Below are 18406 nucleotides of genomic sequence, written 5' to 3'. Positions count from 1 at the left end.
CCGAGGAAGGACGATCCGGGTGGCGACGGAATATGGCACTGGCTCTGGTGCGGCTGGTTGGCCGGAATATATCGGGTTGAGGTGGCTTGTCAACCAGGAGCGGATGGCGGCGGACCGGACACATCTGTGGGAGTACTCGCTGCCGAAGACGAGGGCCAGTGAGGAGGATGTCGTCCGGGTTGAGGAACGGCTCGGGTTCAAACTGCCCGAATCGTACCGAACCCTCCTGCTGGCAGCCAACGGCTGGTGCAACTTCCATGAGGACGGTTGCCGAACATCACGAGGAAACGACGGGGGAATTAGGTGGGCTGCGTCATGGGAGGGGACCATATTGTGATGACCGTCACCTCAACCCGGCACATGTTCGACGCGGACAGCTTCCTGCTGCATGCTCAGCGAAAATGGCCGGGCTGTCGCGTGTTCCGATACGATTCCGAAAACAGGACCTCGGACGCCGCGGTCAACGTGCGTCCGGTCGGCGGCGTTCCATTCAATGTGATTCACTACCCAGGAGATGACATGGTCTCCACCGACGCCGAGGACGGCACGGCCGCGGAGATAGCCGCCTGGGTGCGGTCACTGCACCCGGATCCGGATCTGATCCTGTGGTACATCGACGATTCCTTCGCCGGACACGTTGATCTTTTCCCCGGGATTTCCGCCGAGCAGGTTCACGACAACTGGGTGGACCACAGGGAACACGACCCATACGCGGAATACCCGGGTTATTTCGAGTGATGGACGAGCGCGTCGCCACCCACAGGAATCTTGGTGCCACCCCGGTGGTGAGATGTCTCAGGTGGTGTCACCCGATCAGGGTATTCAGGTGATCCCGCTGTGACCGGAGCACGAAAGGCCCAGGACCGTCCCGGAGGGCCCGGACCTGCGCGATGGGCCTGACCGTAGTCCTACCGTCTACTCCTCCAACAATCGCCTCAGGATCTGCTCACGGGCATTGAGAAACAGGGAGGTGACCTGGTAGCTGTCCGTCTCCTCGTACGCGCACGGATGAATCTGGCCGTCATCGAATGTCAGTATCTCGGCATCTGGTAAACCGAGCAGGATGGGTGAATGCGTCACGATGAAGAACTGGGCGCCCGCTCTTCGGCATTGATCAATCTCACACAGCAGGGTGAGTTGCCGTTGTGGTGACAATGCTGATTCTGGTTCGTCCAGGAAGTACAGTCCATTGCCGGTGAAGTTGTTCTGAACCATTGTCAGGAAACCTTCCCCGTGCGATTTCTCGTGGAAGTGCAGGGAGTGCCCTCCCGGTTCCCTCCCGTACTCCTCCTCCTTGGTCGCGACGTTGTAGAAGCTCTCAGCTCGAAGAAAGTAGCCCCATTTCGCCTTCTGCTGGCGCGACAGGCGCACTGCGTAACACAACTCGGAGTGTGAGTCGTATGTGGAGAATGAGTAATTCCTCGTGCCGCCTTCTGGGTTGAATCCGTCGGCGATCGCCATCGCCTCCAGCAGGGTTGATTTTCCGCTGCCGTTTTCACCGACAAAGAAGGTGACCTGGCTGTTGAAGGATATCTGCTCCACGTCGCGGATGGCGGCGATCCCTCTGAGATAACTACTGGCTGCTATCCTGCTCCAATCGATGAACACGTCATCGACAAACATAATGACGCCCCTGCCTCATGTGTGCGATACGGCTCTCCGGGTGATCCGGGAACGTGTTCTCGGTCGATGCCGGCACGACGTCCACGTGGTCATTCAAGATGCCTCTCGGGACGGGTGTTCCCGGCCTCCGGTCGCTCGATCACGGCCCTCTTCACTCGCTGATACGAGGACGTGCCGAAGGCCCCCTGCCGCGGATGACTGACTTTCGTCGTGCTCTCGGCGAAACTCATCTTCCCAGTGCTCGCCGTCGTCGTGGTGGGACCCGTCGAAATTGAAGGTTACTCGTCCGGCTCAAGCGCAGCAGCCCGAGTGATGAATCCTTGGTGGAGCTAAGGGGATTCGAACCCCTGACCTCTTCCATGCCATGGAAGCGCGCTACCAACTGCGCCATAGCCCCGGACGGGTGCCGCTGCGACCCTCGGGCCGCGACGGCTCGACACACATTAGCGCACCACACCCGGGAAGCAAAATCGAGCCCCCCAGCCGGGCAACCGAGCTCACGCCGGCACGGTCAGGGCCGTGATCTGACGCCCGCCGGCGTTGGCCAGGACGATGGTCGTGTCGTTGCGGTCCTTGTCGAAGTGCACCAGGCCCTGCATCGTCTGACCGTCCCCGACGGTGCCGGACGCCATCTCGCCGGTGCCATCGACCTGACCGGTGTTGACGTTGTCGATGGTGAACACGGAGAACGACAGCGAACCGGTGGTGCTCGTGATCGTCATGTCGATCGTCAGCCCGGTCTGGTCCCAGCTCGCGCTGTTGATCTGCCAGGTGCCGGTGAAGGAGTCCGTCTCGACGGGGATCGCGCCCACCACGCTCACCGACGGGCCCGGCTCGCTCGTCGTGCTGGCGGCCGAGGGGGAGGCGCTCTGCTCGTCCTGGTTCAGGTCCGGCCTGCGCAGGGCAAGGACCGCCATGGTCACGAGGATCACGATGACGAGACCTGCGATGGCGATGACCGGGCCACGGCTGCGGCGCACCGCGTACTGGGTGATCTCATCGCTCGGTGCGGGCTGGGGCTCGGGGCGGCCGGCCTGTTTCTGCGCAGCCCCGACGGGTGCGGGGGTACTCGTGGCGCCGCTGCCCCGGTCGCCGTACGGATTGGCCCTGGGGGCGGGCGCGGGCAGCGAGCCATCCCCGGCGGCGACCTCGTCGAAACCGGGCAACTCGGCTCCTGGTGCCCAGCCGCCGACGGCAGGGGCCGGTGGGGGCGTCGTCCAGTTACCGGCCCGGTCAGGGCCTGGGGAGTCCGGGCTCGGGCCGGGACGGATGCCTCCGCTGTTCTGCTCGCTCATGATGACCCAAGCCTAGGCCAGCCTTGCTGGACCCGCCCGCCTGTGCTCGCCGAGTCTGGTCGTGGCGGCCCCCTCGGAGGCCGATGTTGTCCACAGATCCTTGCCGGGCTGAGAAGCCAGGGGCGTGGCGCACACAGTCAGGTCATGACGACCATTCCCCAGCGCTTCACCATCGGCTCGCGCGCGGATCTGCTTGCGCTCATCCCCTTTCTCATCGGTTACCGGCCCGACGAGGCGCTGCTCGTCATGGCCTGTTGCGACGGGATCATCGCGCAGTCCTCGTGCATGAGCAGAGCACTGTGCCAGGAGCCCGGGGCCCTTGCGCCCATCATCGAGTCGATGCGGGCCGCCAATCCCGGTGCGGAGTTCATCGTCGTCGGCTATGGCCCACCCGAGTGGGCCGATGCGGTCGTCATGACCGCCCGTGAGCAGCTTCGCCCAGCAGAGCAGCTCTGCTGCCTGGTGGTGGCCGGCGAACTGTTCTGGGACGTCGGTGAGGGGGACGTGCCGGGCCTGTGCCCGGGGCGGGCATTCGACCCGGACACGTCACCGGTCGCGGCCCAGGCGGTCGCCTCGGGCCTGTCGGCTCATGCCAGCCGCGACGAGATCGTCGCGATGGTCGCCGGGCCGGGTGAGCTCAAGGCGGCGGAGACCGCGGCGTGGGGCCGGGCCGGCGAGTGCCTGGGCTGGACGCCGGGACGCCAGCGGGCGTTCGTCGAGCAATGCCTGGTCGATGCCGCCGAGAAGGGTCGGCGTCTGGACCGTGAACGACTACGACGGCTGTGCGTGCTCGTGTCCGGCCCGGTGTGCCACCAGGTCATGGTCAGGACGAGCATGGGGGAGGGGGATCCGGCCGCGTACGAGCAGCTGTGGGCCGATGCCGTGGCAATCGCCCCGGACCGCTGGGCGCCCGCTGTTCTCGGCCTGCTCGGCATCGCCTCCTGGCGGCGCGGCGGGGGAGCGCTGCTCAGCGAGGTCATCGCCCGTCTCGAGGCGATCGACCCAGCCTCGGGGATGCTCCTCATCCTCGGGGAACTGCGCGCCCGCCGTCCCCCGCTCGTGCGACCCGCCGCGTGACGGGCGCGCCCTTCCGGGGTGTACCGGCTCCGCCCCAATCCTCACTGCCCGTCCGGCCAGGCCGGCATCCTGGGTCGGGGGAGGCCGGCGCCGAGAACCGGGTGCGCGCTCCGGTGCGGGTGGGTGACGGCGGTGGTGGCCGGTGCGCCCGGCGGTGATCCGCTCACGGCTCCGCTCCCGGTGAGCGATATGCTGTGCCCATGCACGGTTGTGCTGCGCTGCTCGGCCAGCTGCGGCCACCGATCCGGGGGTGCACCGGCGTCCCGGCGGGTTGGTTGTCGTAGCGCCCCTGATGCCCCGTCGGGTACAGGGGTTTTTGTCTGTCAGCGTCGGCGTGGCCGATACCCGACGGAGCCCGGAGACGAGGCACAGGAGGCACTCGAAGTGAGTCAGGTGGAGGAGACGAGCCAGGACGCGGGCCGGCCGCGCGCCGAGTACAGCGGCTACGACGCCGCTGCGGCCGAGGCGAAGTGGCAGCGGTTCTGGGCGGAGGACGAGACCTTCGTCGCTCACGACGACGACCCCCGCGAACGCCGCTACGTCCTCGACATGTTCCCGTACCCCTCCGGCGACCTCCACATGGGCCACGCCGAGGCCTATGCGATGGGTGACGTGCTCGCCCGCATCTGGCGCATGCAGGGCTACAACGTCATGCACCCGATCGGCTGGGACGCCTTCGGCCTGCCTGCGGAGAACGCGGCCATCCGCAACGACGAGCACCCGGCGCGGTGGACCTACGCGAACATCGAGACGCAGAAGAAGTCCTTCAAGCGCTACGGCCTGAGCCTGGACTGGAGCCGCGAACTCCACACCTGCGACGAGGAGTACTACCGCTGGACCCAGTGGCTGTTCCTGCAGTTCTTCGACAAGGGCCTGGCCTACCGCAAGGACGGCTACGTCAACTGGTGCCCGACCGATCAGACCGTGCTCGCCAACGAGCAGGTGAAGGAGGGGCTGTGCGACCGCTGCGGCTCGGTCGTCACCAAGCGCGAGCTCAACCAGTGGTACTTCCGCATCACCGACTACGCCCAGGAACTGCTCGACGACATGAGCCAGCTGGAGGGCAAGTGGCCCGACCGGGTGCTCGCGATGCAGCGCAACTGGATCGGCCGTTCCGAGGGCGCCTGGGTGCAGTTCGTCATCGAGGGGCGCGCCGAGCCGGTCACCGTCTTCACCACGCGCCCCGACACCCTCTACGGCGCCAGCTTCATGGTCGTCGCCCCCGATGCCCCGCTGGCGGCCGAGATCGTCTCCGAAGAGTGCCGCCCGGCCTTCGAGGCGTACCTCGAGAAGGTCAAGAAGACCAACGACATCGAGCGTCAGTCCACCGAGCACGTCAAGACCGGCGTGCCGCTGGGGGTCAGCGCCGTCAACCCGGTCAACGGCGAGCGGATCCCGGTCTGGTCCGGCGACTACGTGCTGTCCGAGTACGGTTCGGGCGCCATCATGGCCGTGCCGGCCCACGACCAGCGCGACCTCGACTTCGCCCGCACCTACGGGCTGCCCGTCCGCATGGTCATCGACACCGGCGAGCCCGACCCGGCCTCCTCCGGCATCGCCACCACCGGCGACGGCGACTACGTGAACTCCGGCCTCCTCGACGGCCTGTCCGACAAGGTCTCGGCCACGAGACGCATCATCGCCAAGCTCGAGGCGGACGGCACGGGCGAGTCCGCCGTCACCTACCGGCTGCGCGACTGGCTGCTCAGCCGCCAGCGCTTCTGGGGCTGCCCGATCCCGATCGTCCACTGCCCCGGCTGCGGTGAGGTCCCCGTCCCCGAGGACCAGCTGCCGGTCCGGTTGCCCGATCTGCGCGGCGAGGCCCTGGCCCCCAAGGGCGTCTCGCCACTGGCGGCCGCCACCGAGTGGAAACAGGTCCCGTGCCCCCGGTGCGGCGGCGAGGCCGAACGCGACACCGACACCATGGACACCTTCGTCGACTCGTCCTGGTACTTCTTCCGCTACTGCTCCCCCCGGTACGCCGAAGGCGCCTTCCGGCCCGAGCAGGTCAGGCTCTGGTCGCCGGTCGACCAGTACGTGGGGGGTGTCGAGCACGCCACGATGCACCTGCTCTACGCCCGCTTCTTCACCAAGGTGCTGCGCGACCTCGGCCTGCTCGACTTCGACGAGCCATTCACCCGCCTGCTCAACCAGGGGCAGGTCATCAACAAGGGCAAGGCCATGAGCAAGTCCCTCGGCAACGGCGTCGACCTCGGTGAGCAACTCGACGAGTTCGGCGTCGACGCGGTGCGCCTGACCGTCGTCTTCGCCGGCCCGCCCGCCGACGACATCGACTGGGCCGATCTGTCCCCGGCCAGCTCGCTGCGCTTCCTGCAGCGCGCCCACCGCCTCGCCCAGGACGTCGCCTCGCCCCCCGGCGCCGACCCGTCCACCGGCGACAGGCAGCTGCGCAGGATCACCCACCGGAGCATCGCCGAGATCACCGAGCTGATCGCCGGCGGCAGGTTCAACGTGGCCGTCGCCCGGGTCATGGAACTCGTCAACGCGACCCGCAAGGCCATCGACACGACGGCGGGCGCCGCCGACCCGGCGGTGCGCGAGGCGGTCGAGTTCACAGCCCAGGCCCTGAGCCTGTTCGCCCCGTACGTGGCCGAGGAGATGTGGGAACTGCTCGGCGGCGCCCCGTCCATCGCCAACTCCACCTGGCCGACCGCCGAGGACGCCCTGCTCGTCGCCGACGAGACGACGATGGTCGTCCAGGTGCAGGGCAAGGTCCGCGCCAAGCTGCAGGTCAGCCCCGACATCACCGAGGACGCCGCCCTCGAGATGGCCCTGGCCGACCCCAACGTCCAGCGTGCGCTGAACGGCCGGCCGATCATGAAGACGATCACCAAATTGCCGCGTATGGTGAGCATTGTTCCTGGTACGTGATGGCAAGGGAGCACTGATCGACATGCCGCGGGCGCGCCGAACCGGACCGGTTCGGCGCGCCCGCGTGCATTCACACCCGGAACGACCAGGGTTCCGCTGCCCTGCGTCACGATGAGAACAGGAGAAAGCCGTGCAGCTCGTCCTGCGCAACGTCGACGTCCTCGGCCGCGGGCCGCGCGACCTGGCCATCGACGGCGACACCCTCGTTGACCCCGCCGCCCTCGGGCCCGGTGCACGGTCCGTCGACTGCGCCGGCCTGGTCGCGCTGCCGGCCCTCGTCGACCCCCACACCCACCTGCGTGACCCGGGCAAGGGGGACGCCGAGACGATCGCCACGGGCCTGACCGCCGCCGCGGCCGGCGGTTTCGGTGCGGTCTTCGTCATGGCCAACACCGACCCGGTGGCGGACACCGCGGCCGTCGTCGAGTACGAGCGCGACACCGCCGAGGGCCTTGGCCTGTGCGATCTGTACCCGATCGGCGCGGTCACGAAGAACCTGGCCGGGCAGGAACTCGCCGCCATCGAGGAGATGGCCGCCAGCCGCGCCGCTGTGCGCATGTTCAGCGACGACGGCATGTGCGTGTGGCGTTCCGATCTCATGCGCGAGGCCCTCGAACGGATCAGCGCCGTCGGGGGAGTGCTTGCCCAGCACAGCCAGGACCCGGCGCTGACGGCCGGCGCCCAGCTCGACGAGGGCGAGTTGTCCCGCGCGCTCGGCAAGACCGGCTGGCCGGGCATGGCCGAGTCGACGATCATCGCCCGGGACGCGATCATGGCCGGCTACCTCGGCGCCCGCCTGCACGTGTGCCACATCTCCACGGCCTCGGGCGTCGAGGTCGTGCGCTGGGCCAAGGCGCAGGGCTTCCAGGTGACCGCCGAGGCCACCCCGCATCACCTCGCGCTCGACTCGGGCGCCACCGCCTCCGGCGACCCCGACTTCAAGGTCAACCCGCCGCTGCGCAGCACCGCCGACGTGGCGGCGGTACGTGAAGCGCTCCTCGACGGCACCATCGACATGGTCGGCACCGACCACGCCCCGCACCCCGAAGCCGCCAAGCGCTGCGACTGGGACCGGGCCGCCAACGGCATGCTCGGCCTGGAGACGGCACTGTCCGTCGTCGCCGACCTGTTCGTCCGCACCGGACGGATGAGCTGGGCCCGGCTGGCCGAGGCGATGTCCACCCGGCCGGCCCGCCTGCTCGGCCTCGACCACCTGTACGGCGGCGACCTGTCGGCCGGCCGCCCGGCGAGCCTGTGCCTGGTCGACCCGCAGCGCCCCTGGCAGGTCGACCCCGCCGCACTGTCGTCGATCGCCCGCAACACCCCGTACAAGGCACGCACCTACCACAGCCGGGTCGTGGCCACCGTCCTGCACGGCCGCCCGACCTTCGACCTGGACAACGTCTTCGCCCCGGCATGAGCCGGGCCGCCCCGCTCCCACACGCAGAGGAGGAACAGTGAGCAGGGATTTCGAGTACATCCGCAGGAACGGCCGCGACGTCGTGCGCATCGCCTCGCGAGGGCGCGAGGTGCTCACCCATCCGCTGACCAACTTCGGCACCGCGTTCACGAGGGAGCAGCGTGAACGGCTCGGCCTCGTCGGCCTGCTGCCGCCCGGGGTCGTCGACCTCAACGACCAGCTGAAGCGCATCTACGCCCAGTACAAGACCGAGCCCAACGACATGGCGCGGTACATCTTCCTCAACACCCTCAAGGAGCGCAACGAGATCCTGTTCTACCGGCTCGTCTCCGAACACGTCGAGCAGATGCTGCCGATCATCTACACGCCCACCATCGGTCGCGCCATCGAGGAGTACAGCCACTGGTTCCACCGCCCGCGCGGCGTCTTCATCGACATCGACCACCCCGAGGACATGACCGACGCCCTCCAGGCATACGGCTACGGCGCCGACGACGTCGACCTCATCGTCGTCACCGACTCCGAGGGCATCCTCGGCATCGGCGACCAGGGCGTCGGCGGCATCTCCATCGCGATCGGCAAGCTCGCCGTGTACACGGCGGCAGCCGGCATCCGCCCCAGCCGGGTGCTGCCAGTCGTCCTCGACACCGGCACCAACAACCTCGACCTGCTCAACGACGAGAGCTACCTCGGGGTGCGCCACTCGCGCGTGCGCGGTGAACGCTACGACGACTTCATCGACCAGTTCACCAGGACCGTCAGCGAGCTCTTCCCGCACGCGATGCTCCACTGGGAGGACTTCGGCGCGTCCAACGCCCACCGGATCCTCAACCGCTACCGCGACGAGCTGTGCACCTTCAACGATGACATCCAGGGCACGGCCGCCGTCGTGGCCGCGGCGGCCCTGGCCGGCGCCCGGCGCTCCGGTGTGCCGATCGAGGAGCAGCGGATCGTCGTCCACGGGGCCGGCACCGCCGGTGTCGGTATCTCGGACCTGCTCGTGCAGTTCATGGTGGAGCAGGGCCTGGACCCGCAGCAGGCCCGCCGCCGCTTCTGGGCGCTGGGCAGCCGCGGACTGATCGTCGAGGGCGGCCGCATGCGCGACTTCCAGGAACCCTACGCGCGGTCTGCGAGCGATGTCGCCGGGTGGCGCGCCACCCCACACGGCTACGACCTGGCCGAGGTCGTCCGGCGGGTACACCCCACGATGCTCATCGGATGCTCGGCCCAGCCCGGCGCCTTCACTCAGGAGATCGTCCGCGAGATGGCCTCCCACCAGGAGGCGCCGGTCATCATGCCGCTGTCCAACCCGACCTCGAAGTCGGAGGCCCTGCCCAGCGACCTGCTCGAGTGGACCGGTGGCCGTGCCCTCATCGCCACCGGCTCGCCCTTCGACCCGATCGTCCACAAGGGCACCCGCTACGAGATCGCCCAGGCCAACAATGCGCTGGTGTTCCCCGGCATCGGACTCGGCGTCATCACCGTCGAGGCCTCACGGGTCAGCGACGGCATGATCCTCGCCGCGGCCAAGTGCCTCGCCTCTGCCGGATCCGGCGAGGAGGGCGCGTCCCTGCTGCCCGCCATCTACCGCCTGCGGGCCATCAGCGCCAAGGTCGGCCTGGCCGTGGCGCAGCAGGCGATCGCCGAGGGTCTGGCCCGCGTCGTCCCCGACGACCCGGTGCAGGCGATCGCCGATCGCATGTGGCACGCCGACTACCCCGACGTGGAGATCGTCGACTCGCTGTGAGCACAGGGCGGCCGGCCCACAGGGTGTTGTCCGTGTGATCGGGCCGGCCCGCGCCAGCCCACACTGCGGGCATGACACACGGGTTCAGACGAGGTTCGCAGTGGGACGAGCCAGCAGCCCGCCTGCGCGTGATCACAGCCGGTTCCGGCCCGCTGCCCGGCGCACCCCGGCGGGTCCTGCCCGGCCCCGCCGAGGGCTGGGGCAGCGGAGATGAGGACAAGCCGGGCGATGAGGTCCAGCCGCCGGGCGAGCCCACCGTGCCCGCCGGGGACATCGACGAGGACTGGCCCGGGGCCGACGAGCCGAGCAGGCGGCCCGGTGCCGTCGGCGGCCTTGCGCGGGCCACCGGCCGGCTGCACGAGTTCGGCCGGGCGCACTTCGGCGTCGTCGCCGTCGTCTGCGCCGTCATCCTGGTGTTCGGCCTCACCCAGGTGCTGCGGGCCCGGGCGACGACGGTCGACGCGCCGAGCCCCAGCGTCCAGGCCGAGGCGACGGGCACGCCGCAGGCCGAGAGCGCCGGGCCGGCGCCGCAGGACCAGTCACCCGCCGCCATCCGAGTGCACGTCATCGGCGCGGTCAAGGCGCCCGGCGTCGTGCAGGTGCCGGCCGGTGCCCGCGTCGCGGACGCCATCGACGCAGCAGGTGGCTTCAGCGCCGACGCCGATCCCGGCGAACTCAACCAGGCCCAGCCGGTCAGCGACGGCTGCCAGATCGTCATCGGCACCACCGCCGCCCCGCGTGGCGAGCTGAACCCGCCGGGCGGCTCCTCGGGGCAGGCGGCCGGGGACCCGGCGGCGAGCGGCCAGGCCGGGGCCGGCCGGGACGAGCTGATCGACCTGAACTCCGCCACCGCCGCCCAGCTCGAGGAACTGTCCGGGATCGGTCCGGTGCTCGCCGAACGCATCGTCGAGTGGCGCACCGAGCACGGCCGTTTCAGCCGGGTCGAGGAACTGCAGGAGGTCAGCGGCATCGGCGAGAAGCTCTACGCGCGGATCAAGGACCATGTCCGGGTCTGATCACGGTTGCCGTCGCGCCCCGGACGCCTCCGGCGCCGCGTCCCGCCGCTCGGCCAGCCCGGTCCACGACGACGAACCGGACGGGCCGGCCGATCCCACCCCCGATCTCAGGCTCGTCGCACCCGCACTGTGCGCCTGGGCCGGTGCGCTGCTGGCACTCGGAGCACCCGCCTCGCTGCGCCTGCCGATGCTCGCGTGCTGCCTGGTCGTGCTGGCCCGCGCCTGCGCCCGCAGCAGGTGGGCCGTGGCGGGCGCCGCGCTCGTGACCGCCAGCGCCATCGCCTGCAGCACCGGCCACGTCCACGGGTGCGAGCACGGACCACTCGCCGAGGCCGCCTCGGACAAGGCGGTCGTCGAGGTCACCGCGCGGGTTGCCGGCGACCCGGTGCGGTTCGAGCAGAAGGGCTCCTTCCCGCCCGGGACCCGCGTCGTCGCCGTCGTCGACACGATCGAGCTGCGGGGCGGGAGCTGGCGGGTCCGTGGCAGGGTCGAGATCAGCGCGTCGGGCACGACGGGGGAGCGGCTCGCCCGGCTCCAGGTGGGGGAGCGGGTGCACCTGCTCGCCCGGGCCGCTCCCCCGAGGAGCCGGGGAGACGGCTACACCGCGGCCCTGCGGCCGCAGGGCGACATCGGCCACGTCGCCGACCCCGGCCCCATCGACCGGGCCGTCAACACGGTGCGCTCACGTCTGCACGAGTCGCTGCGGCACAACCCGGACGACCAGGCCGGCCTGGTGCCCTCACTCGTCGAGGGGGACCTCAGCGCTCTCGACCCCTCCCTCAAGGAGGACTTCAAGGCCGCCAGCCTCACCCATCTGACGGCGGTCTCCGGCACGAACCTGACCTTGATGCTCGCCTTCTTCCTCCTGGTCGCCAGGGCGGCCGGTGTGCGCGGCTGGTGGCTGAGGGGGCTGGCCGTGCTCGTCGTCATGGCGTTCATCGTCCTGTGCCGGGCCGAGCCGAGTGTCGTGCGTGCGGCAGCCATGGGAGTCGTCGCTCTCGCCGCCACGGGACGACGAGGCCTCGGCCCGGCTGGCCTGCGCCATCTGTCCTGCGCGGTGTGGCTGCTCATCCTCGTCGATCCGTGGCTGGCCCGCAGCTGGGGTTTCGCGCTGTCGGTCGCGGCCACCGCCGGGATCCTGCTCTGGTCCGGCCGCTGGCGCCGTGCCATGGGCGCATGGGCGCCCGACTGGCTCGCCGAGTCCGTCTGCGTGCCGGCGGCCGCCCAGCTCGCGACGCAGCCGATCATCACCGCCCTGTCGGGAAGCATCTCGATGGCGGGGGTCGCCGCCAACATGGCGGCAGGACCGTTCGTCGCGCCGGTCACCGTTCTCGGCCTCATGGCGGCCCTGGCCGGGGCGCTGTGCCCACCGCTGGGGGCGGGATTCGGGTGGTGCGCAGGCTGGTGCGTCGAACCGATCATCCTCATCGCCCGGTGGTGCGGGAGTCTGCCGGCCGGGACGCTCAGCTGGCCCGTCTCCGGCTGGTCACTGATCGTACTGACCTGCGTGTGCCTGGCCCTGGCCCAGGTCATCGGCCGGGTCGCGCACCGGCCGCTGGCCTGCGGCGCCCTCGCCGTGCTCCTCGTCGTCGGCTGCCTGTGGCGGCCCGCCACACCGGGCTGGCCGTCCGACTGGGCGATCATCAGCTGCGACGTCGACCAGGGCGACGCCACCCTGGTGCGCACCGGACGGCGCTCCGCCATCCTCATCGACGTCGGTCCGCCCGGCGACGCCGCGGCCCGCTGCCTGCGCGAACAGCACGTCGACCACGTGAGCATGCTCGTCCTGAGCCACTTCCACGACGACCACATCGGCGGCCTGGAGCAGATCGCCGGACACGTCCCCATCGACCTCGCCCTGCTCAACCCGCTGGAGTCCCCGGCCGGCGGTGCCCGTCACGTGCAGGCCCTGCTGGCCGCTGCCGGTGTCCCAACCCGGACCGCACGGGCCGGCGAGCGCATCAGCGTGGGCCGGGTCGACTGGCAGACCCTGCAGGCGGCCACACCGGAGACCTCTGGAACCGCGGACACCGGCAAGGAGAACCCGGCCGAGAACGACTCGAGCATCCTGGGCAGGGTCACGGTGCAGGGGATCGCCCTCCTCGTCACCGGCGACCTCGAGACGAGCGGCCAGGACAGGGCCGTCGCGGCCGGCCTCGACCTGCACGCCGACGTCCTCAAGGTCGCCCACCACGGCTCTGCCCGCCAGAGCCCGGAGTTCCTGGCCGCCACCGGATCACGGCTGGCCCTCATCAGCGTGGGGGCGACCAACTCCTACGGACACCCCGCCGGCAGGACCCTGACCGAGCTGAACCGGCTCGGCATGCAGGTGGCGCGCACCGACCACAACGGTGCGATCGCCGTGGCAGCCGGCACCGGTGGGGCGCTGAGGGTGGTGAGCAGACGGTGAGGCGCGCCCGGCGGGGAGAAAAAACCGGTGCCCGGTGGCACGATGGCAGGGTGAGCCCAGAATCCGTCTTCGGCACGACGACACTCATCCACGGCCCCGAGTCGCTGCTGGCTGAGCGCGCCACCGCCCGCCTCCTCAACCAGGCCCGTGCGGAGCAACCCGGTGCTCAGGTCAACGAACTCGACGCCTCCTCGACGACTGCCGCCGACTTCCTCGAGGCCACCGGCGGATCCCTGTTCGCCACTCACTGCGCGGTCGTCCTCCACGACGTGGGCAGCGCCGATGACGCCCTCGCCGCCAGGCTGCTCGACTTCGCCACGGCCCCCACCGACTCGGTCTGCCTCATCGTCGAGCACGCCGGCGGCACCAAGGGCCGGGGGCTGCTCACCAGACTCCGCAAGGCGGGTGTCAGCCAGATCGCCGCAGAACCCCTCAAGGCGTGGGAACTCACCGACTTCGTCACCAGGGAGGCGCGCGACCAGGGTATGAGCATCGACGGCCGGGCCGCCCAGGGACTCGTCGAGGCCGTCGGCAAGGACCTGCGCGCCCTGGCCGGTGCCGTGAACCAGCTCTCGTCCGACTGGCAGGGCGAACGCCTCACCGCCGAGGTCGTCAACCGCTACTTCGCCGGCCGCGTCGACATCACCGGCTACACGGTGAGCACCGACGCGCTGTCCGGGCAGCCCGGCCAGGCCCTCGAGAAACTGCGCTGGGCCCTGTCCTGCGGTGTTCACCCGGCCGCCATCACGGCGGCCTTCGCCGCCGATCTGCGCGCCCTGGGTCTCTACCTCGGCGCCCAGGGGGAGCGGATGCGTGACACCGAGATGGCCCGGGTCTGCGGGGTCGGTCCGTGGAAGGTCAAGACCCTGCGTGCCCAGGCCCGTGGCTGGCAGCCCGAGGGCGTCGCCCGGTCACTCGTCGCGGTTGCCACGGCGGACGCCGCCGTCAAGGGAGCCGCCACCGACCCGCACTTCGCCCTTGAGCAGATGCTCCTGGCCATCGACCACGCCCGCTCGGCCGGCCGCGGCGCCCGCCGCCCGTGAGCTGCTGACCGCAGGGAGCGGTCACGGCGTGAGGGTCATGACTGACTGCCCAGAACCGGCGCTCACACCGGCGGGAGGAGCGGCGTCGCGCCCGAGGCGCGAACAGACGCCCCGACCACCCAGTGGGATCGGGGCGCCTGCGTCGTATGAGGTCTGACCCGGCCGGCGTCGCGGCGGCCCAGGATCAGAGGGAATTGGCCTTGAGGGAGATGGCCGACTTGCGGTTGGCGGCCTGGTTGGCGTGGATGACGCCGGCGGACGCCGCCTTGTCGAGGGCGCGGTTGGCGACCTTGGCCAGCTCGAGCGCCTTCTCCTTGTCACCAGCGGCCGCGGCCTCGCGGAAGTGACGCACATGGGTGCGCAGCGCCGATTTCACGGCCCTGTTGCGACGACGAGCCTTCTCGTTTGTCTTGATGCGCTTCTTCTGCGACTTGATGTTTGCCACGTGTGTAAACCTCTGATGTCGATCCTGGGTGGTTCGTGCCCGGGTGGCATCCGCGATGCCGCACAGACACAGCGAATGATTCTATCATCCGAGTCCGCCCGCCCCAAAACACGTGCCGTGGGCTCGGGCCGTCGGTTGCTGCCACCCTGCCGACCGGGTGCCGCAGCTGACCGGGATCGTCGAGGAACGCGAGATGCGCGCCCAGTACCTCGACATGATGGACATCGAGCGTGAACGCGGCATCACCATCACGTCCCAGGCGGCGCGCACGGCTCTGCCGGCGGCCCCGAGGCGTTTCAGGGACGTGCGACAATGGAACCCGCCTGCCGTCCAGCCGCGCCGAGGTCCAGCGATCCGGTGCCACAGGCAGTCGTGAGCAGACGCACGATCAATCGAGGAGTCGACGAGCTTGACCGTCCAGCCCGGAGCCACCGACCCGGCCGTCATCCGCAACTTCAGCATCATCGCACACATCGACCACGGCAAGTCGACGCTGGCCGACCGGATGCTGCAGCTGACCGGGATCGTCGAGGAACGCGAGATGCGCGCCCAGTACCTCGACAAGATGGACATCGAGCGTGAACGCGGCATCACCATCAAGTCCCAGGCGGTGCGCATGCCCTGGCTCGTCGACGGCCAGGAGTTCGTCCTCAACATGATCGACACCCCCGGCCACGTCGACTTCACCTACGAGGTGAGCCGTTCACTGGCTGCTTGCGAGGGGGCCGTCCTGCTCGTCGACGCCGCCCAGGGCATCGAGGCGCAGACCCTGGCCAACCTCTACCTGGCTCTTGAGGCAGACCTGACGATCATCCCGGTGCTCAACAAGATCGACCTGCCCGGCGCCCAGCCCGACAAGTTCGCCGAGGAGGTCGCCGGCATCATCGGCTGCGAGCCCGCCGATGTCCTGCGCGTCTCGGCGAAGACCGGCGAGGGCGTCCCCGAACTGCTCACCGCGATCGTCGAGCAGGTTCCCGCCCCCACCGGCGACGCCGACGGCAGGGCCCGAGCCCTCATCTTCGACTCCGTCTACGACATCTACCGCGGCGTCGTCACCTACGTGCGGGTCGTCGACGGCCGCCTGCACCACCGCGACCGCATTCGCATGATGTCCACCGGCGCCACCCACGAGGTGCTGGAGATCGGTGTCCACTCGCCCGAACCGTCCGCCTGCGAGGCCCTGTCGGTGGGCGAGGTCGGATATCTCATCACCGGCGTGAAGGACGTGCGCCAGTCACGTGTCGGCGACACCGTCACCCTGGCCACCAGCCCGGCCGGGGAACCGCTGGCCGGCTACAAGGACCCCAAGCCGATGGTCTTCGCCGGCCTGTACCCGATCGAGGCCGGCGACTTCCCGGAGCTGCGCGAGGCGCTCGAGAAACTCCAGCTCAACGACGCCTCCCTGACCTTCGAACCCGAGACCTCCGGGGCCCTCGGCCTCGGCTTCCGTGCCGGCTTCCTCGGCCTGCTCCACATGGAGATCATCCAGGAACGCCTCGAACGCGAGTTCGGTCTCGACCTCATCAGCACGGCACCGAGCGTGAACTACCGCGTCGTAATGGAGGACGGCACCGAGCACTGGGTGCAGAACCCGTCGGAGTTCCCCGACGGCAAGATCGAGGCGGTCTACGAGCCCGTCGTGCGCGCCACGATCCTGTGCCCGGCCGAGTTCATCGGCCCCGTCATGGAACTGTGCCAGAACCGCCGCGGCACCCAGCTCGGCATGGACTACCTGTCCGAGGACCGCGTCGAGATGCGGTATGAGCTGCCGCTCGGCGAGATCGTCTTCGACTTCTTCGACGCCCTCAAGTCCCGCACCAGGGGCTACGCCAGCCTCGACTACGAGCCGGGCGGTGAGCAGCGCGCCGACATGGTCAAGGTCGACATCCTGCTGAGCGGCGACCCGGTCGACGCCTTCAGCGCAATCGTCCACCGCGACAAGGCCTTCAGCTACGGGGTCGAGATGACGAACAAGCTGCGCAAGCTCATCCCGCGCCAGCAGTTCGAGGTGCCCGTCCAGGCGGCCATCGGCGCCCGCGTCATCGCCCGCGAGACCATCCGCGCCGTCCGCAAGGACGTCCTGGCGAAGTGCTACGGCGGCGACATCACCCGCAAACGCAAGCTCCTCGAGAAGCAGAAGCAGGGCAAGAAACGCATGAAGACGGTCGGGCACGTCGAGGTCCCCCAGGAGGCCTTCGTCGCCGCCCTGACCAACGCCGACACGATCGAGAAGAAGAGATAGCGGTGCCGCCGGCGGGCCGCGCCGATGGCCCCATCGAGCCCGGGGCCCTCGCCACGGTGCCCGGGCGGGCACTGTCGTTCTACGTTCACGTGCCCTTCTGCGCGACGCGCTGCGGCTACTGCGACTTCAACACCTACACGCCGAGCCAGCTGCCGGGCATGACGACACGTGACTACGTCCGGGCGGCCCACCGCGAGATCGACCGGGCGGCGCAGGTGCTGGGCGGTGACCGCGCCGTCTCCACCGTCTTCTTCGGCGGCGGCACCCCGACGACGGCCGCCGACGACGAACTCGGCGGGCTGCTGACCCACCTGCGTCAGACCTTCGGCCTGGCGCCGGACGCCGAGGTCACCACCGAGGCGAACCCAGAGAGCCTCGACGAACGCCGCCTGGCCCGGCTCCTCGACGCCGGGTTCAACCGCCTCAGCCTGGGCATGCAGTCCGGCGACGAGCGGGTGCTCGCCACCCTCGACCGCCGGCACACACCCGGCCGCGCCGTCCAGGTGGCGCGCTGGGCGCACCGGGCGGGCTTCGGCAACGTCTCGCTCGACCTCATCTACGGCGCGCCCGGCGAGACGATCGACCAGTGGCGGGTCTCGCTCGAGACGGCGCTGGAGGCGGCCCCCGAGCACGTCAGCGCCTACAGCCTCATCGTCGAGGACGGCACCGCCCTGGCCAGACGTATCGCGCACGGCCGGCTGCCCGAACCCGACGAGGACCTCGAGGCCGACAAGTACCTGCTCGCCGAGGAGCTGCTGGGGGCGGCCGGCCTGGCGAACTACGAGATCAGCAACTGGTCCCGGCCCGGGCGCGAGGCCGCCCACAACATGGCCTACTGGCGCAGCGACGACTGGTGGGGGATCGGTCCGGGGGCCCACAGCCATGTCGGGGCGGCACGCTGGTGGAACGTGCGGCACCCGCGCCGCTACGCGGCCATACTCGCCGCCGGCACCAGCCCGCGGGCCGGCCACGAGATCCTCGACGCGCAGACCAGCCACGAGGAGACCGTCATGCTGCGGCTGCGGCTGCGCGAGGGCCTGGGGGCCGGCGAACTCACCGGGACAGAACGCGCCCGGCTGCCCGGCCTGGCCCGGCGTGGTCTGGTCGAGGTGCGCGGCGGGCGGGTGCGTCTCACACTGGCCGGCCGGCTGCTCGCCGACGCTGTCACCCTCGAGATCCTTGGCTGAGCCGGGCCG

Annotated in this window: 15 protein-coding genes and 1 tRNA gene; 12 read left to right on the top strand and 4 right to left on the bottom strand. The window is 69.9% G+C overall.

Annotation, left to right across the window (positions count from 1 at the left end):
- The first annotated feature begins 103 nt into the window (after positions 1-103).
- Both D9T14_RS14430 and D9T14_RS04380 read left to right on the top strand, forming a co-directional pair.
- Complete coding sequence (locus D9T14_RS14430; protein ID WP_121587846.1) at positions 104-337, top strand: SMI1/KNR4 family protein; 234 nt, start codon at positions 104-106, stop codon at positions 335-337.
- Complete coding sequence (locus D9T14_RS04380; RefSeq protein ID WP_121592085.1) at positions 337-738, top strand: hypothetical protein; 402 nt, start codon at positions 337-339, stop codon at positions 736-738. The genes D9T14_RS14430 and D9T14_RS04380 overlap by 1 nt, the downstream gene beginning before the upstream one ends.
- Positions 739-915: 177 nt before the next feature.
- On the opposite strand, the gene D9T14_RS04375 is transcribed toward D9T14_RS04380, so the two are convergent.
- The 3 genes from D9T14_RS04375 to D9T14_RS13600 all read right to left on the bottom strand — a co-directional run bounded on the left by D9T14_RS04375 (position 916) and on the right by D9T14_RS13600 (position 2918).
- Positions 916-1623 (bottom strand): AAA family ATPase, encoded by a 708-nt coding sequence (locus D9T14_RS04375; RefSeq protein WP_121587848.1) that lies wholly within the window; start codon positions 1621-1623, stop codon positions 916-918.
- A 321-nt stretch (positions 1624-1944) separates the two neighbouring features.
- Positions 1945-2020 (bottom strand) — tRNA-Ala (locus D9T14_RS04370).
- A 100-nt stretch (positions 2021-2120) separates the two neighbouring features.
- Positions 2121-2918 carry a hypothetical protein gene (locus tag D9T14_RS13600; protein WP_170175715.1) on the bottom strand — a complete coding sequence of 266 codons (798 nt, stop codon included), beginning with the start codon at positions 2916-2918 and terminating at the stop codon, positions 2121-2123.
- 144 nt (positions 2919-3062) lie between these two features.
- Here D9T14_RS13600 and D9T14_RS13595 point away from each other — a divergent pair, with 144 nt between their 5' ends.
- From D9T14_RS13595 to holA, 7 genes are all read left to right on the top strand, one after another.
- On the top strand, positions 3063-3995 hold the full coding sequence (locus D9T14_RS13595) for a DUF4192 domain-containing protein (RefSeq protein ID WP_170175714.1): 933 nt from the start codon (positions 3063-3065) through the stop codon (positions 3993-3995).
- A 393-nt stretch (positions 3996-4388) separates the two neighbouring features.
- Positions 4389-6887 (top strand): leucine--tRNA ligase, encoded by a 2499-nt coding sequence (leuS, locus tag D9T14_RS04360; RefSeq protein ID WP_121587850.1) that lies wholly within the window; start codon positions 4389-4391, stop codon positions 6885-6887.
- Positions 6888-7017: 130 nt separating this feature from the next.
- Entirely contained in the window at positions 7018-8307 is a 1290-nt protein-coding gene (locus D9T14_RS04355; RefSeq protein WP_121587851.1) for a dihydroorotase, read from the top strand.
- A 37-nt stretch (positions 8308-8344) separates the two neighbouring features.
- On the top strand, positions 8345-10054 hold the full coding sequence (locus D9T14_RS04350; protein WP_121587852.1) for an NAD-dependent malic enzyme: 1710 nt from the start codon (positions 8345-8347) through the stop codon (positions 10052-10054).
- A gap of 71 nt (positions 10055-10125) precedes the next feature.
- Positions 10126-11070 (top strand): ComEA family DNA-binding protein, encoded by a 945-nt coding sequence (locus D9T14_RS13845; RefSeq protein ID WP_126464226.1) that lies wholly within the window; start codon positions 10126-10128, stop codon positions 11068-11070.
- Positions 11057-13480: a ComEC/Rec2 family competence protein gene (locus tag D9T14_RS04340; RefSeq protein WP_121587853.1), complete on the top strand. Its 2424-nt coding sequence runs from the start codon at positions 11057-11059 to the stop codon at positions 13478-13480. The genes D9T14_RS13845 and D9T14_RS04340 overlap by 14 nt, the downstream gene beginning before the upstream one ends.
- Positions 13481-13530: 50 nt before the next feature.
- Positions 13531-14523, top strand: a complete 993-nt coding sequence (gene holA / locus D9T14_RS04335; protein ID WP_170175713.1) for a DNA polymerase III subunit delta — start codon at positions 13531-13533, stop codon at positions 14521-14523.
- Between the two features lie 184 nt (positions 14524-14707).
- Here the strand turns inward: holA and rpsT are convergent, their stop codons facing one another.
- Positions 14708-14968, bottom strand: a complete 261-nt coding sequence (gene rpsT, locus D9T14_RS04330) for a 30S ribosomal protein S20 (RefSeq protein ID WP_119714757.1) — start codon at positions 14966-14968, stop codon at positions 14708-14710.
- A 157-nt stretch (positions 14969-15125) separates the two neighbouring features.
- On the opposite strand from rpsT, the gene D9T14_RS04325 reads away from it, so the two are divergent.
- The 3 genes from D9T14_RS04325 to hemW are packed head-to-tail and all read left to right on the top strand — an operon-like array spanning position 15126 to position 18397.
- Positions 15126-15344, top strand: coding sequence for a hypothetical protein (locus D9T14_RS04325; RefSeq protein WP_126464225.1), 219 nt, complete (start codon positions 15126-15128; stop codon positions 15342-15344).
- A 33-nt stretch (positions 15345-15377) separates the two neighbouring features.
- A complete protein-coding gene (gene lepA / locus D9T14_RS04320) occupies positions 15378-17210 on the top strand; it encodes a translation elongation factor 4 (protein ID WP_119162262.1) in 1833 nt (610 codons plus the stop codon).
- A complete protein-coding gene (gene hemW / locus D9T14_RS04315; protein WP_119162270.1) occupies positions 17207-18397 on the top strand; it encodes a radical SAM family heme chaperone HemW in 1191 nt (396 codons plus the stop codon). Before lepA ends, hemW begins: the two co-directional genes overlap by 4 nt.
- Positions 18398-18406: the final 9 nt, after the last annotated feature.

It is taken from the genome of Propionibacterium australiense (assembly GCF_003666605.1).
Taxonomy (GTDB): domain Bacteria; phylum Actinomycetota; class Actinomycetes; order Propionibacteriales; family Propionibacteriaceae; genus Propionibacterium; species Propionibacterium australiense.
The sequence above is the reverse complement of the archived record's forward strand: the minus strand, read 5'-3'. Positions and strand labels throughout refer to the sequence as shown.